The 16124-nt window shown below is 54.3% G+C and carries 6 protein-coding genes; 5 read left to right on the forward strand and 1 reads right to left on the reverse strand.

All coding sequences use genetic code 11. The annotated features are described in order from the left end of the window. The first annotated feature begins 449 nt into the window (after window positions 1-449). Window positions 450-9713: a S8 family serine peptidase gene (locus O2597_RS12340; protein WP_269525264.1), complete on the forward strand. Its 9264-nt coding sequence runs from the start codon at window positions 450-452 to the stop codon at window positions 9711-9713. 425 nt (window positions 9714-10138) lie between these two features. Further along, complete coding sequence (locus O2597_RS12345; protein ID WP_269525266.1) at window positions 10139-10807, forward strand: peroxiredoxin-like family protein; 669 nt, start codon at window positions 10139-10141, stop codon at window positions 10805-10807. Between the two features lie 499 nt (window positions 10808-11306). Here the strand turns inward: O2597_RS12345 and O2597_RS12350 are convergent, their stop codons facing one another. Then, complete coding sequence (locus tag O2597_RS12350) at window positions 11307-12083, reverse strand: YbaY family lipoprotein (protein WP_269525268.1); 777 nt, start codon at window positions 12081-12083, stop codon at window positions 11307-11309. A gap of 528 nt (window positions 12084-12611) precedes the next feature. Between O2597_RS12350 and O2597_RS12355 the strand changes: the two genes are divergently transcribed. The 3 genes from O2597_RS12355 (at window position 12612) to O2597_RS12365 (ending at window position 15999) form a co-directional block, all read left to right on the forward strand. Further along, window positions 12612-13106 carry a glutathione peroxidase gene (locus O2597_RS12355; protein WP_269525270.1) on the forward strand — a complete coding sequence of 165 codons (495 nt, stop codon included), beginning with the start codon at window positions 12612-12614 and terminating at the stop codon, window positions 13104-13106. A gap of 341 nt (window positions 13107-13447) precedes the next feature. Next, window positions 13448-14653 (forward strand): BaiN/RdsA family NAD(P)/FAD-dependent oxidoreductase, encoded by a 1206-nt coding sequence (locus O2597_RS12360; RefSeq protein ID WP_269525272.1) that lies wholly within the window; start codon window positions 13448-13450, stop codon window positions 14651-14653. A gap of 137 nt (window positions 14654-14790) precedes the next feature. Beyond that, window positions 14791-15999: a SpoIIE family protein phosphatase gene (locus O2597_RS12365; RefSeq protein ID WP_269525274.1), complete on the forward strand. Its 1209-nt coding sequence runs from the start codon at window positions 14791-14793 to the stop codon at window positions 15997-15999. Window positions 16000-16124 lie beyond the last annotated feature (125 nt).

The following is a 16124-nucleotide window of genomic DNA, read 5'->3' on the forward strand; positions in this document are numbered from 1 at the left end:
GACGATCTTAGGTGGCCCGCTTTAGTTGGCCGTAAATGGCATACCTTAAGCGTGATTTGAGAGGAGATGGGGCTTTGAGTCGCTTGCTGCACTGAGGTGAATCCAGTTCGGGAGGGCGGCAGTCCCGTAGCGTTCTCTTTTCCGTGAGCTGTGTGCCACCCTGTGAGAGTGTGAGAGAGTTATCGCATTTTGAGACTCTTGAGCCTTTTCCAACATGCCGGGTTACACGGGTGTTTTGAGAACTGGTAGGCCTTGTTTTGATGCGCACGAACCTTTTTTTTACTCTGGCGTGCAACATATTGCATAAATTGCCACGCGGTAATAGAGCGGCCAAAACGCTGAACTCTAACTGGTGATGCGTTGATAGTTGACGTTAATTAAGTTCGTTAGCTTCATCTGCCTCAGAGAGCCTGTCTAAGCTAGTGGTTGTCTAACATTTTCTGTAACTCGTGAAACACATACGCCTTTATACCCTTTGTGCATTCATCATCGCAGCGTTCGCCTTGTTGAAGTTTGGTTTTCGATCTATTGACGAGACTGAGCAAAACAGAGTGAGTGGTGATGTCTCAAATGAAGCTGGCCAGCCGGCTGGTCCGACTGAAAGTCGCAACCCGCTTCAAGCATTAGAACAGGGTTCGCCGCAGCAAACCGAGTCTCGGTCGAAAGCGATTTCCACACTGGCTGAAGCACTGTCTAACTCGTCTAATCCGCTCGGCTGGTATGAAACTGCTCTGAATCAAGCGATTACGGTTTCTGAGAGTTTTACGACAGACGGTTCGCCGAACGTGACCTATGTTCGTAGCGATTCGAAATATCCGTGGATACGTATCGAAGCTCGGGAAACTAAAGTGAACGGGCAAGTCGTTGAACGTTGGGAGGCCAGCGCCGGGACTCATTTGATCATTCGCAAGCGACCTGATGTTCGTGAGGATTTGCTCCGGCAAACCTTGAGTGAACTCTCCTTTGAGGTCATTTCCAAGTTGGAGCCAGCCAATACCTTCCTCGTGGGACTGACATTGGTGGAGGGGAGCGATGCGCTTGCTAAAGCAAAATACGCATTGGCTTCCCTGGACAACGTGATCGAGTCGGTTGAGCTTGATTCAGTGATTGTCGCAGGTGCCAGCCCGGAATCACAACCGGCTTTACTCGATGGTAAGCAGTGGGGGCTTTATAATGATGGTAGTCGTGGTGGCTTGGCCGGAAGTGATATCGATGCCTTGCCCGGTTGGACCTTGTCAACTGATGCCTCGGGCGTGGTGGTCGCCGTTGTCGATACAGGGATCGACTATCTGCACGAGGATCTGCTCTCCAACATTTGGGCCAATTCCGGAGAGATTCCGGATAATGGTGTCGATGATGACGGCAACGGTTACGTGGATGACCTTTACGGGATCGATGCTTACAATAATGATCGTGATCCGTCCGACGACAATGGCCACGGGACGCATTGCTCGGGCATTATCGGTGCAGATGGCTACAACGATGTTGGCATTTCAGGCGTCGCGCCCCGGGTCCAGCTGATGGGGTTGAAGTTTCTTTCTCAATCAGGAATGGGCTTCACCTCTGACGCGTTGAAGGTGCTTGCTTATGCAAAGGAAAACGGCGCCCAGGTTTTGAATTTGAGCTGGGGCAGCCGTAGCTTCAGTGAGAGCCTGCTGGAAGTATTACGTGACTGTGCAGAATCTGGTATCCTTATTGTCGCATCCGCGGGAAATGATGCGGATAACATTGATAATCGGCCCGTCTATCCGGCTGCTTATGACGTCAACGGCTTGTTGACTGTCGCCTCGGTGGATGACTACGACAGACTTTCTGACTTTTCGAATTACGGGGTGGGGACGGTCGAGATTGCTGCACCGGGTACGAATATCCTGTCCACTTGGATCGGGCCAAGCGAACCCTATCGATTCTTGAGCGGAACCTCCATGGCGGCGCCGCATGTCGCCGGTGTCGCCGCCTTGCTCATAGCGGAATATCCAGCCGATTCGATCGATCAAACGATCGCACGCTTGATGAATGGCTGCGAACAACTCGAGAGTCTTCAAGGTGCGGTCCAGTTGGGGCGCCGACTCAATTTGCACGCGGCCCTTCAGGCTGTGGACGCCCCGCAGAACGATGCCGGCGCAGGTGCCTATCTGTCCATGCTGCAGTCTGCACACTGGATCGGTTCGAATCGCAACGCGAAGGCTGAAACCGGCGACGAGGCACGTTCGGCCAGCCTCTGGTATCGATGGGTACCGCCAGTCGACGGTACTGCACTGATCCGGTTCGATGCTCCCGCCGGCCTTTTCGTCGATGTGCTTCGGACGGATGCCGAGACGCCTGTATCTGTTTTGAATAGTGCGGAACGCGGTCAGTATATCTTCGAGGTGAGTGAAAACACTGCCTATTCGATCGTCGTTTACGGGGACAGTGCGGATTTCATAATTGATATCTCGATCCCCCCCGCAAACGACAATCGTGAGAACGCGAGTCTTGCGGTCGGTCATATTTGGACGCGGAGCGGATCCAGTTTGGGCGCGACCAGCGAACCCGGTGAGCCCAATGTCGGTTTTGGTGCCGACCACTCCGTTTGGTGGCGCTGGACGGCTCCCGCTTCAGGGGCGGTACGTATCGACACCGTGGGCAGTGATTTCGACACCATTCTGACTGTCTTTGCGGAAGATCCCCTGGAGGGCTTGGTCCAAGGGGATATGCCTGAGCTGACCTTTGTCGTTGATGTTTCTGGAAGCGCGAAGGACGCCTTCAACGGGAGTTTCATTTCGGACCTTAACGGTGACGGCCTCGCAGGCACCATTTTAGACGGTGAGATTGCTGCTGTCAGCAATTTGGTGGGACTCCTGAACTTGTCCGAGGTTGCAGACTCCACCCATATACGGGTGGTTGCATTTGAAGACCAGGCTACGATCTTGGACCTGGATCCGGTTGAGCCTGGGCTTCAAGCAGCAGTTCCATCGACTGCTGACCGTAATGCGAACGGTATTCTGGATATTCTCGAATCCTTGGAAAACTTGTATGCCTCTGGTGGCACAAATTATCGTGCTGCGCTGGAGCGGGTAGAGACGGGGTTCTTTGCACTGCCTCCCGAGTCGAGTGCGAACATGGTATTCTTCTCTGACGGTAAGCCGACGAGTGGGGGCGGCTATGCCGATGTCGTACAGCGTTTGCGTGCAAATAACACTTTGATTCGTGCCTTCGGGGCGGGACGTAGTGCTTCACTCGGTGCGCTGATTCAAATCGACCCCTCGGCTCGTATCTACTCAAGCGAAGATGAACTAGGGCTCATGATAAGCGGCGCCTTGGCCTACAACGACGACACCGGAGCGCAGCTAACAAGTGAGGTGAATCTGGCCGTGGAAAAGGGGGAGACATACTTTATCAAGGTCACCGGATACGATGGCGAAACTGGTGCGATTCGCTTGAACGGTTCCATGTTTGACGGATTGGAAATCATTGAACAGCCAGCTGCTACTTCTGTCGAATATGGGAGTCCTCTCTTTCTCTCTGCCGAAGTCAAAGGCGTGCCGCCGTTGGTCTATCAGTGGTTCTTGAACGGTGAAGCGATTGAAGGAGCCAATCGGTCGACCTACTTTGTAGGTGAGGCCGACGATAGCCATGCCGGCGACTACCAACTGATGGTGAGCAACACCTTTGATCACCTGACGACCGAACTTGCGACTGTGACGCTGTACCGTGCCCCGCCTCAAGTCATTGCCGGTCCCGTCAGCCAGAAAGTTGTCGCAGGAGCGAATGTGACTCTGGCAGTGGATGCACGGGGGAGCGCACCGCTTGCTTACCAATGGTACTTTGACGGTGCGCCGATTGTCGGGGAAACTGCCGAGACATACTCGGTGAATGCTTTTGCCGGGGAGCATGTCGGAGGCTATTCGGTCGGCATCTCCAACGAAGCGGGAATGACACAATCGGTCCCTGCTTTTCTTGAGTTCTCGGATGCACCTTTCTCCGATTGGCGTTTCCGTAATTCCAGCGGTCCCAGTATTTATCCTGAAGCAGTCATCGGGCATGGCGATTATTTTTACATATTCGAGGACAATCGTGTGGTGCGCACACGTGACGGACTCGTTTGGCAATCCGCCATGCTGCCCATCGATGAGGAGCTCTACAACCTGAATGGCCAGATCGAATCGGTGATGGTCCGCGGAGATTTGATGATTGCCGAATATTATGAGAGCGGCTACCGAGCTTACTTTGCCTCGACTGATGGCTTGAATTGGACGCTTTTGGATACACCTCAGAACTCCCACGGACTCTCAGAGTTCAATGGCAGGTGGTATCTTGAAGGCTACGAGAATTCGAAATATGTGCTCCTTGAATCGATGGACCTTCAGAACTGGTCTGTCATCGAGAGTATCGATGCCTATCTGGATTTTACTCTAGTCGAAGCCGGGAGCGAGTGGCGTTATCTGGTGGAGAGCGAGCCAGAGGCGTCGAATTGGTATACGTCGTATTACGACTCCGGGGCATGGCTCACTGGGATGGCTGAGCTCGGTTATGGTGAGGGCGACGAGACGACGGTTATTCCGTATGTGCCTGAGATACCGGCGGCCTATTTCATCAATCCATTCGAAAATGAACCGGATTACTCGCGCTATGACATGTGGGGGCGTGTGAAGTATGACAGCACTGTTAAGGTACGCATCGGCAGTCTTATGCTCTATGAGGATGCCGTGGCGACTTCCGGCAATCCAGAAGGGGAGTGGGTTGATATACCTGTAAAGAAGGATGTGTACCTGTCCAGCTCTGCAAGCATATACCCGTTTGCGGTTGAAGTAGGCAAGGCCGTCGGCGATACGACGATGAGCTTTGACTTGGAGATTTTCGCCACGACGAGTGTCGGCATTCTCAATGCCGTGGCCGGCGACGACCGTGTGATCGTTTTGAAGGGCAACGGCGATGTCTTCGTTTCCTTTGACGGAGAAACTTGGAGCGAGCATACGACGATCGGATTGCTGGAATCGGGGTCGAAGTATCTGCCCTTCAACGAGTCGCCACGCTTTTTACTAGGCCATTTCGTGGGAAGGGATAGCACCCATGATAAGATTTACATTTCTGAAGATGGCATCAATTGGGAGTCCTATTCCTATCCACAAGTCCAGATTGAGTATGCCAATGGTGTGATACTGAACCGTTCGGTGCCTTTCGATAATATCATGGATATGGTGGAGCATGATGGGCAGCTCATGATCAACTATAATCTGAGCTCTGCCTATGTGCTCACTTCGTCCGACCTTTTGAACTGGACGGTTCATCTTGTCGATCGTGAGGAAGGCAACACTTCCAGCGGAGGTCTCGGAAAGCTGGCATCCAACGGTAGCTACATCTTTAGCTCCACGGGCAGTTCCGATTTCGGAGTCTTCAGCTCGCTTGACGATTTGATTGTTCCTATTGTCCGATCGACTTTGGACGTCTCCCGTCTCAGGGTGGTTGACGGCTGCCTTGTTGCTTTTCCTGATGACTATTCGGATACGGCTATGTTCTCTTCGGATTCCGAGACATGGAAACGCTTCCTTGGTGGTTGCAAGGATGCCGTCTATCACGATGGGAACTATTATGCTTTGCAAAGCTGGTATAATGGCACGAATTGGATCTGTTTTGATTCTGCGGTGGTCGGAAATTCTACCATCGACTGGAAAACGGGTATCGAGGCGAATCAAACGCAGTGGCCTTTCACTTGGGAACCGAGAACCATTCGCTATTTTGCCGGACAGCTTGTCGTCGCGGGCAGTCGAGGGGGGGTTGCCTCCAGCACGGATGCAGTGAACTGGGAGTTGAGGAGGGCATCCTCGGATATGTTCGGTACGGTTTTGCATGCCGAAGTCCTGAACGGTGTCTGGCTTGGAATGACGGACAAGGGCTCGGTCGTCACCTCCTTCAACGGCATTGATTTCAACGAGACATCGCTCTCTGCCGAACCTGCTGTCGGTCCTTTCATCGGCGGTTTTGCTGCGGCTACGTATGGTAACGGTGTTTATCTGGTATGTGTTGAGAATGATGATGTGGCTGAGATGTATCGTTCGAACGACGCAGTAAATTGGGAAAAGGTCTCACTGGGTACCGAGGGTGGTCCCACCGGTGTCGCGTACGGTAATGGCTGGTTCCTTGCTGTTGCCAAGGATGCGGTCTACTTCTCCCAGGATGGTGTCTCTTGGGAAACCGGGTCACTCATTGGGGGGGAAGGAACCCATGTCCTGTTCTATCTGGGGAGTTTCTGGATCTGTGATGAGAGTGGTGTATTCTGGAATACGGATATGGGGGCGATCTCTGAACTGCCATTGCTCCAACTCGAGGAACTCGAGGAGACTTACTTATATAATTCGACCGTTCGCATGCAGGCTGAGGTGGCCTCGGCCGGGGTACCTGTGTCCAAAGTCGAATTCGTGGTGGACGGTGAAATCGTCTTTCAGTCGGCGGTCGGCCCGTTCATATGGGAAACGGCTGATTTTGGGCCCGGTGTCCACGAACTGGTGGTCAAAGTATATGACCAGGACGGTCGGTTTTCGATTCAGAGAGAGGAGATTTCCGTCGTGTTCTCTCCCGAGGCCAATGTTATGCCGGGAGCGGTTCAGCACCCGGGGGGCTTCTTCCAGGCAAGGGACGGCAGCTTTTACGGGCTCGGGAGCGAAACCTATGGCAGCACGAACTACGGTGCCTTCCTTGCTCGATCATTGGACGGCCGCAATTGGAAGAAGGTTGAATCGATCGAGTCTTATCCCGCGCAACAGGGGCTTTCGGATTTTGTCGAAATGAATAATGACTGGATTCTGATCGGAGGCTCTAGCGGAAATCTCCTTGTCTCGAAGAATGGACTTAACTGGGAGGAGTTGGAAGACGTTGAATTGTCCGGTCGGCTGATTGGCAGTGGTGACACTGCGGTTATGATCTCCCGCATCGTGGATGGTTATACTGTGCCCTACACATCGGATGGTATCAATTGGCAGCAAGGCATCCTATCCCGATCCGGGGGAAGTTCCAGTATCTATGATTGGACCCTACGCTCCGCTGTTTACTGGAAGGACCGATTCGTTGCACTTGGTTACCAGCGTGGTGCCGTGGCCGTGTCGTCCGACGGTTTGAACTGGACCGCGGGGAATCCGGTCTCGACTTTCGGGTACTCACCTTACCTTGTTGCAGGCAAGAACCATCTAGTCAGTTTTACTGGCATTATAAACAACGGTTCTTATCCTGACTACGTGCCTGTTTATGGCATGACTGCCTATGTCACGGAAGATGGTTTGAACTGGGTGCCTTTGTCCGAGATGACCGACATGGTCTTCCGTAACCTCCAGTCGGTCGATGATGTCTTCTACGGGGTTAATCCAGACGGCCTATGGCGTAGCGATAATCTCGTCGATTGGGTTTTGGTTGTTCCATTAACTGCCTCGAATGATTTCCTGACCGGGGCGAAATTGTTCAAGACAGCAGATGGGTTCCTCTGTATTGACATCAGCGGATCTTCGTTAAAGACGACCGCAAGAACCATTGCGGTGTCTCAGGATCTGGTGGAATGGGAAATTCTCCAAAGCTATCCAAATGCGGTTCCCGGGAACTTGGCGTCCGACGGCGAGACTTTCGTTGCCGATGTTGGGACGGGACTGCTTCGTTCGGACAATGGGCGCAACTGGATTGAGATCGAGACAGGCTTGATCGACAACATAGTGGAGCTTGAGTATCGGGCGGGCCTTTGGGTCGTACTCGGTTCTGCACCCGGTACGCAGAACACACGCGTTATCTGGTCGGCTGATCTGGAGGAGTGGAGCTACTCGGATGTCAAAGACGACCAGGTGTACCCCTACACCGATGGGCGCTTGTTGTATTTGGATGGTGTCTGGCTGTTGGTGGAACGTTATGGAGTGATGCGTTCGACCGATTTAATTACCTGGACGGATTCGGTCCCGCCCGTCGAAATGCCGTTTTCCGAGGGCGATGACGGGATCCTTCGGGGGACCACCATGGGCGGGCGATTCGTGCTTTTGCACAATGACGGCTTCTTCAGCTCCATTGATGGGGTGGAGTGGGATTTTCTTTATCTCTACGACTATACTCCGAACATCTCAAATGCCCTCTACCATGTCTATAACCTGCGCTATGTGGACGGTTATTATGTGTATCCAAGTTATCCCGGTACCTCCGGCCCGACTGCAGTCCATGTGCGTTCGTCGGATTTGACGTCATGGGAAGTGGCTCCAGGCTTTCAGGACTTAGTCAACGAACCCTGGGCTAGTATTGGTGAGATCGGATTGGCCTATTTTGACCCGATCTATTATTATGGCACTAGTCAACGAGATACCTACATCACCTACGACGGTGGCGAGAGCTATACCGTAATGCCAAACAACTACGGAGTATTAGATATCGTTGCTTCTGAGGATGCTTTCTATGTCTGCCGGAATTATGCCATCTCGGAGCTCAGTCTGATTGATTTGGCAGTGGAGAATACGTCGGTTTCTTTTGATCAAACTCCGGGGCCGGACATCCCGATTACAGTCGAGTTCGATCTGAGTAATTTGGGCTTGGTCGATTACACACGCGAGGGGACCTTGAAAGTCTCCGTGATGCTGGCACAGAGCGAGTCCGTGGATGCGAGTACCAGCGTTACACTTTTTGAAACCGTGCTGGAGCCGCCATTGGCTCGGGGCGGATCGGTGCATATCATCCAGGAGGTGCTGATTCCTCGCTATCTGAATGCCGGTGATTACCACCTCGGTGTATTTGTTGACTCCAGTGATATTCTCGCGGAGTTGAATGAAAGTAATAACATCTATTTCAGCCCGGAAAGTCTAATTGATATTCCGCATGTTACGCTGACAGTGAATCAGGCCGTCGGTGGTGCGATCGTCGCGGGATCTTCGCTGCCGGACGGCCTGACCCTTTCAGGCGGGGAGAGCGGGGATGGATTCCAAGCCCTTTCAGGTGATCTCGAGTTACCCTACAATATACAGCTCAGCCTGGTCGCAAAACCGTCCAAGAACTACCGGTTTGCCGGATGGGAGGAGTTTCCGAATCAAGGTTCTGATCCGCTCAACCTGATTTTGACCACCGACATGACGTTGACGCCGATCTTTCGCCGAGTCATCTCGCTGACGGTCCACATGGAGGGCGAGGGGCAGGTTCAGACGCTACCGGAGGACACCTCGGATCTGGAAGAGGGGGAAGTCGTAGCTGTGACGGCCACAGCGGATGAGGGCTGGACCTTCCTCGGATGGGAAGGTGACCTGAACACAAGTAGTCCCACGACGAGTATATCGGCGACCTCCAGCAAGCAGATACGAGCGTTTTTTTACCGCAATGCGCTGAGTTTTGAAGATTGGAAGTCAGAGCAATTTACGGTCTATGAGATACCCAATGCATCCGTCTCAGATGGTGCCGTGGATGCCGATGGAGATGGCTACAGTAACCTGAACGAATATCTATTCCGGACGAATCCAAGAGACCGTGCCGATCGTCCTTCGGTTGCGATCCGTTTTGAGAATAATTCGGTTCGTTTTGAGTTTGAGACCGATCCACGAATTACGGATTACGAACCGGTGATTTATTCTTCTTCTGACCTGAATGGCTGGAATCGCGAGACGCTGGTGGAGGATCAAACGACCGTGCATAGTTACAATCGAGCAGAGCGTAGTCTCAGTGCTCCGATGCAGCATGAAAGTCATAACTCTTACTTCTTCCGATTGCAGATCGATCCCAAGAATTGATCTGCAAGCGGTCATGCACTTCTTTTAGCCTTCACTTTGAATTGGCATCCCAGGCAAAGCCATAAATGACCGGTGGGGAAAGAGGCCAAAAGCGAAAACTCGGATCAGTTCTTCTGCCCGAATGCTGCTTGTTATGAGAGAGGAGCTCGGTCTTTGAGTCGCTTGCTGAACTGAGGTGAATCCAGTTCGGCACGGCGGCTGGGACAGCCGCCCTCCCTCGAGCTAGTGTCATTCACACAAAGGCGCAGTGGCACAAAGTGGATGTGTCGCAGGCTTGTTTTTCGTGAGCGTTGTGCCCGCCGTGTGAGAACCATCCCTTTTAGCTCTGTGGGAACATTCGGGGTCTTTCCGGGGAATAAATGATAGGGGCATCTGTTCTTAGCCTGCCTATGCGTACATTACTGTCACTTTTTGCCGTTTTGACTATGACGGCCGCTCCGCTTGTAGCGGAGTCCAACCTTCAGGAACAGCTGGATCAGAAGAAGGCGTCCTCGCCTGTCGATGCGGGCACGCGGGCCATGATGCAGAAGGCAATTGAAGACCTGGCCGCGACCCAAATCACTGAAAAGGCGGTGCAGGCGGGGCAAATGGCTCCGGATTTCACCGCGCCACGGGTCGACGGAGCGGGGGACTTCAAACTAGCCGCCGCGCTTCAGCACGGACCGGTTGTGCTGGTGTATTACCGTGGGGATTGGTGCCCGTACTGTAACCTTCAACTGATGGAGTACAATAAGTACGTGAAGCGCTTTGCTGACTATGGTGCTCAAGTCGTCGCGATGAGTCCGCAGACTGCGGCAAACAGCAAATATGCCGGCGAAGCGAATCCCTTCGACTTTACGATTGTTGCGGACCCCGACAACCGCATTGCCCGCAGCTATGGAATCGCCTTCGAGCTGCCGGACGAGATCAATGACTTGTATGCCAAGTTCGGTTTCGATTTGCACATTGAAAACGAGTCTGAGCGCGCCGAGCTGCCGCTGGCCGCGACCTATGTCATCGATCCGACAGGTAAGATCACTTACAGCTTTCTCGATGCGGATTACACCAAGCGCGCCGAGCCGGATGCGATTCTGGAGGCCCTGAAGGCGCTGTAAGCGCGCGATACCGGAGCTTCTGGCAGTCAGTCGTCTCTGCGCTCTCCGCGTGCTCAGCGGTTAAATTGACCGTCGTTGTAAGCTTTCGCGCATCCTTGTGCCTTTTTGCGGCCAATCCTACAGCGTTGCTGGCTTTGCGCCTTCGCGTCTTTGCGTGAGCATCGGACTCCCATGGAGGAATCATACTTGCAATGACGAAGATTGTTTAACCGCAGAGACACAGAGATAGACAGATAATTAAAAGTTCTCCTCCTTGGTTAAGGAGGAGTCCGGCGCAGCCGGGAGGTGGTTCGTCTCCCCCATCAACAAACAACATCAGCAAAAGTCTCTGCGCTCTACGCGTACTCTGCGGTTAGAACAAGCGTCGTTGCTGGCTCTGCGTCTTTGCGTGTGAGGCTAGAGAGCGCTTTCCCGAAATGCCGGTTGAAGCGGGTGGTTTGGGAGGTGAAGCAATCTATATATTTCGCGTTAGCCTTCTGATCTGCGTCGACGACCGCTTCTACTCGGGGCGCTCGTGTAAGCGAAGAACAGTGACGCCGGCCGCATTCGTCAGGGAGAGGTTCGGACCGTTGCGCGTGAACCCCTTCACCGACTTGATTGTGTCGAGCACGTCGCTTTCCAGCTTTGCGCGCGCACCGCTGCATGCCATTTTCGTACCCGCGAAAACGGCTGGGAATTCCAATTCCTGGCCTTCGATCCGGACTTGTCCCCGGAACCGGTTACAGCCTGCGTAAAGCGAGAAGCGCCCCTCATCGTCGATGGCCAGAGTCGGGGGATCCTCACTCACGAGGAGACGACCGCCGATCTCGAAGGCGGCCCAGGCCACTCCGGTTATCCCGGGGGCAGATGCTGTGGCCGTCGATGGGGTGGCAGTGGGTGAGGCGGCTGTTCGCTCAAGGAGGATCTCGATTTCGTTGCCGGCACCCCGGGTGAGTACCGGGTAGGCCGTGGTTGTGCGGAAGAGTTGCTTGTTGCCCGATGTAATGCGGGCGCTGACCGTATAACTATGGCGCTCGTCAATCACATTCGGGTCCACGGGAAGCTGGATGGTTCTCGGGACCCCGTCGATCGCGAAGCGCTGAGCTGAGATGACGACCGCTTTCGCGTCGGCCCGGGAGGTGTCAAGCAGACTGGCGTCGACCCGGGCATCCGGAGGCAGGGCAATCCGCTCCCGGTAGGTCATGGTTACGCTTACCGAATCAGCCTGTGCGTTCGCGCTGAGCGTGAGGACAAGGAAGAGTAGGGGGGCGATCGAGCGTAGAATGGGATGTTTCATGAGCTGTTTCCGGTTTATGGTATTGGTGGAAGAGGGAGGTTCGTTATCTGGGGCAATCGCCCCCTTGCGGGGAGGCTTCAGATGCAGAGGCGAATGGTTGACGTGATTTCCTTACGGTGCGAAGAAGTGATTAAAAATCAACTCTGCCGGACGTTAAGCTTCGGAGTTTCCATACCTGCCATTCGGCCGGGACATCACCCGACCTGTGAGGCTTTACGACCGTTTCGTTTATCGACTCTGATCCCCCCGCTCGTCGCTGGCCTGCTTCAGCCGGTCAGCCGCTGGTGCAATCGCTCCCGATCGTCCGTTCTGTCGCGCGGCTAAGCGCGACTACGAGAGCTGCGTCGTGAGTGCCATTCCGATCTCCAAAAGCCGTGGCGTGCGCGCTTGTCGCGCGCTTTCAATTCTCTGACCTGTGTTCATGAGGACTATGGTTCCAGTTTGACAAATCCATGCCTCCGGTCGACTTGTCCCCCTGTGAAACTATTGCTCCTCTTCGCCTCCCTTCTTCTTATCCACACCCTAGCCATGGCCAATGACTCTATCTACGAAGTAACGCTTAAGGACATGAATGATCAGGATACCTCGCTCGCCGCTTACAAGGGGAAAGCAGTGCTGGTCGTTAACGTGGCTTCCAAGTGTGGCTACACCAAGCAATACGCCGGACTGGAGGCGCTTTACCGGAAATACCGCGAGCAGGGGCTGGTTGTGCTCGGCTTCCCCTGTAACCAGTTTGGCGGACAGGAGCCCGGCACAAACGAGGAAATTCAGGCATTCTGCTCGACGACATTCAACGTGACCTTCCCGCTCTTTGACAAGATCGACGTCAACGGTGCCGATCGTGCGCCGCTTTACGACTTGCTGGCAGGCGACGGCTCGCCGTTCCCCGGCGATATCAAATGGAACTTTACCAAGTTCCTGGTCGGCAAGGACGGCACGATTCTACACCGCTTTGAGTCGAAGGTCGCCCCCGAGTCGCCTGAGATGGTCGCCGCCATTGAATCTGCGCTGGCCGCTCAATAGGGCGAAGCAAAAAGAAGTTCTCCTCCTTGCTTCAGTCGGAGTCCATGAGCTTGTGGGGATCTTTATATTTTGCGTTTGACCCGAATGGCGCTAACTTAAGGTGGATTGACGTAGTCGTGTTGCTTTAGCCGCACGACCGAGCGGACTTGCGGAACCCGTTGCACATGCGGGCGACCGGCTAAGCAAGTCGCCTACGATCACCACTCAAAACTCGCTCCGATTCCTTAAGTTAGCGCCATTCGCGTTTGTCCCCCTTTTTTAGCGCTCGTCTTTTCATTGCTGTTGTGTGCATTGATTTTTGCGGTTGCGACCTTTCGTTGACTGAGATGCTCTCCCCGTAGATGCAGCAGTCGCGAAAGAGAGTCGGGATTATCGGAGGCGGGCCGGCAGGTTTGCGGGCGGCCGAGGTCGCGGCGATGGCGGATGTCTCGGTCACTGTCTTTGATGCGAAGCCTTCAGTGGGACGCAAGTTTCTGGTTGCCGGCAAGAGCGGGCTCAACCTGACCAACGCGGCCGGATTCGAAGATTTTCTGGCACAATACTCGGGCCGGGACTTCCCGCTGGATCGTTGGCGGACCTATCTTAGGGACTTTGATAATACGCGTCTTTGCGAATGGGCTGCAGGGCTGGGCGTGGAGAGTTTTGTCGCGTCGAGTGGCAAGGTTTTTCCTGTTGGTAAGAAAGCGGCTCCTTTGCTCCGTCGTTGGGTTCAACGTCTACGCGAGCTCCGGGTGACGATGCGCATGAAGCATGAATGGACCGGATGGGAGCCGACGGCACCGCACTCGCTTGAATTCAGGCATGAGGGGCAGGTGGTCCGCGAAAGCTTTGATGCCGTGGTGCTGGCCATGGGCGGGGCATCATGGCCCCAAACGGGATCGACCGGTTCCTGGATCCGGATACTTGAAGCTGCGGGGATTGCGGTCGAGCCGCTCCAGTCTGCGAATTGTGGCTGGTGTTGTGACTGGTCGGAGCCCACCCGCAGCCAGGTGGAAGGGCAGCCGCTTCATAATGTGCATGTGTCTGCTGATGGTGAACGAGTGGTGGGTGAGTTGATGTGCACACGCTATGGCTTCGAGGGCACTCCGATTTATGGACTTGGGCGGGCTTTGCGTGCGATGTCGCAGCCAGCCATCATCATCGATTTTAAACCAACCTTTACGGTCGAGCGTCTCGTGCAGAAAATGGAATCGGCGCGGCGTAACTTTTTCAAGGAAGCCAAATTACGATGGAAGTTGAATGACGCCGCGATCGCCATTCTTCGACAGTTCTATGGCGAATTCAACGATGCCGAGTCACTGGCACAACGGGTCAAATCCTGCCGGATTCCTTTGACTGCACCCCGGCCGATAGAGGAAGCCATCTCGACGGCTGGCGGTGTCGCCTGGCGGGAACTCGATGCGGATTTGATGCTCAATCGCCTGCCCGGGGTTTATTGTGCCGGCGAAATGATTGATTGGGAAGCCCCCACCGGCGGCTTTCTGCTGCAGGGCTGTCTACTCACTGGTGGCATTGCCGGACGCGCTGCCGCCCACAGCATCAGCTGAGAGCTCGTAGCGAATCCGACAGGGATGATTGGATACAGGAGGTGAGACGAAATGCTCAGACTCCCTCCGTCCAATAGAGTTGTCTTCTCTCATGTCGCCACCTATAAGGATCATTTGCATACTATGGAGAGACAGTGGTGAGCCATTCAAAAAAAACAGAGCAAATTGAGCATCTATCGGGCAATGATCCGTTTTGGGACGCCTTGACTGAACTGCTCCCGGTCTGCCTATTTGCCAAGGATCTGGAGGGGCGCTATCTCTACGTCAACGAGAGCTTTGCCGCCAAGTCGAAGCTGCGCGACAAGGCCGCGATCATTGGGAAAATGCCATCGGAAGTCCTGGCACCCGAGGACGCTGCCTTTGCCGAGGCGGAGGACCGTAGCGTCATTGAAACCGGCGAGCCCATCATCAATCGGGAAAATAGAAACCGAGGCCGGCACGGCGACCAGAACTACGAGATTATCTCGAAAATCTGTGTGCGTGACGAGGCAGGCAACAAGCTGGGTCTGGTCGGCACCACCCTCGACATTACCGAGCGCAAGCACAACGAGAACAAACTGCATGAGCTGAATGCAAAGCTGGAGGCCCAAAACCGGCGCTACGAGGAGGAGCTTACCCTCGGTCGCCAGGTGCAGAAGACTTTTGTAAAGGTAAAGGCGGATGATTCGGGCGAGCTGCTTGATCTCGGTTACCACTACCAGCCATCAACCAAACTCAGTGGCGACCTGATCATTGCCGAGCCAATTGACGATACGCGCTGGGCGATCCTGATCTGTGACGTCATGGGGCACGGTATAAGGTCGGCTCTAGTCACGGGGATCCTTCGCAGCTTTTACGACGAGCATAAGGAGCGCATGTCGGATCCGGCTGCATTCGTGACCGAGCTCAATCAGCACTACAAGGCATTGCTGCAGGGGTTGGATACCGCTCTCTTTACGACCTTGACCTGTGGTGTGCTCAACCTGCTCAGTGGCGAGATGACTCTGTGCTCCGCCGGTCACCATGACCCCATCTGGTTCCGGACCCGAGCCGGGGAATTTGTGGCTCCGGAGGGTCGTATCCTGACGCGTAATCCCGCCATCGGCCTGCTGGATGACCATCGCTTCAGGGCCGACACGCATACCTTGGAGGACGGCGATTCGATCCTGTTTTATACCGATGGCTTGATTGAGGCCTGCTCCGCGGACGGTGAGGAGTTTGGGGTGGACCCGATTCGTCAACTCATACAGACACATGCCGCTGATCTCCCCAGCCAGGCGCTTATCGATACACTCGTCGCTCAAGTGCATGCATTTGCCGATGAGATCGACGATGATATTTCACTGCTTTTGCTGAAGAAGCTGTGAGGCTCACCGAGCAGCCGGTTGAGCTGGCGTGGGCGAATGTCCAGTTCTGATCAGGCTGCTGAGGGCAGTTTCGCAACTGCTTCAAAATAATGGAAAATTGACAAAATGTGGGTTTGTGGGTTTTG

This window comes from Coraliomargarita parva, from assembly GCF_027257905.1.
Taxonomy (GTDB): Bacteria; Verrucomicrobiota; Verrucomicrobiia; order Opitutales; family Coraliomargaritaceae; genus Coraliomargarita_A; species Coraliomargarita_A parva.

What these genes read in the sequence shown, in the direction of transcription:
- O2597_RS12355 (WP_269525270.1), top strand. Translation starts at nt 12,612, where the DNA reads ATGGCCAATGACTCTATCTACGAAGTAACGCTTAAGGACATGAATGAT.
- O2597_RS12345 (WP_269525266.1), top strand. Translation starts at nt 10,139, where the DNA reads ATGACGGCCGCTCCGCTTGTAGCGGAGTCCAACCTTCAGGAACAGCTG.
- O2597_RS12360 (WP_269525272.1), top strand. Translation starts at nt 13,448, where the DNA reads ATGCAGCAGTCGCGAAAGAGAGTCGGGATTATCGGAGGCGGGCCGGCA.
- O2597_RS12350 (WP_269525268.1), bottom strand. Translation starts at nt 12,083, where the DNA reads ATGAAACATCCCATTCTACGCTCGATCGCCCCCCTACTCTTCCTTGTC.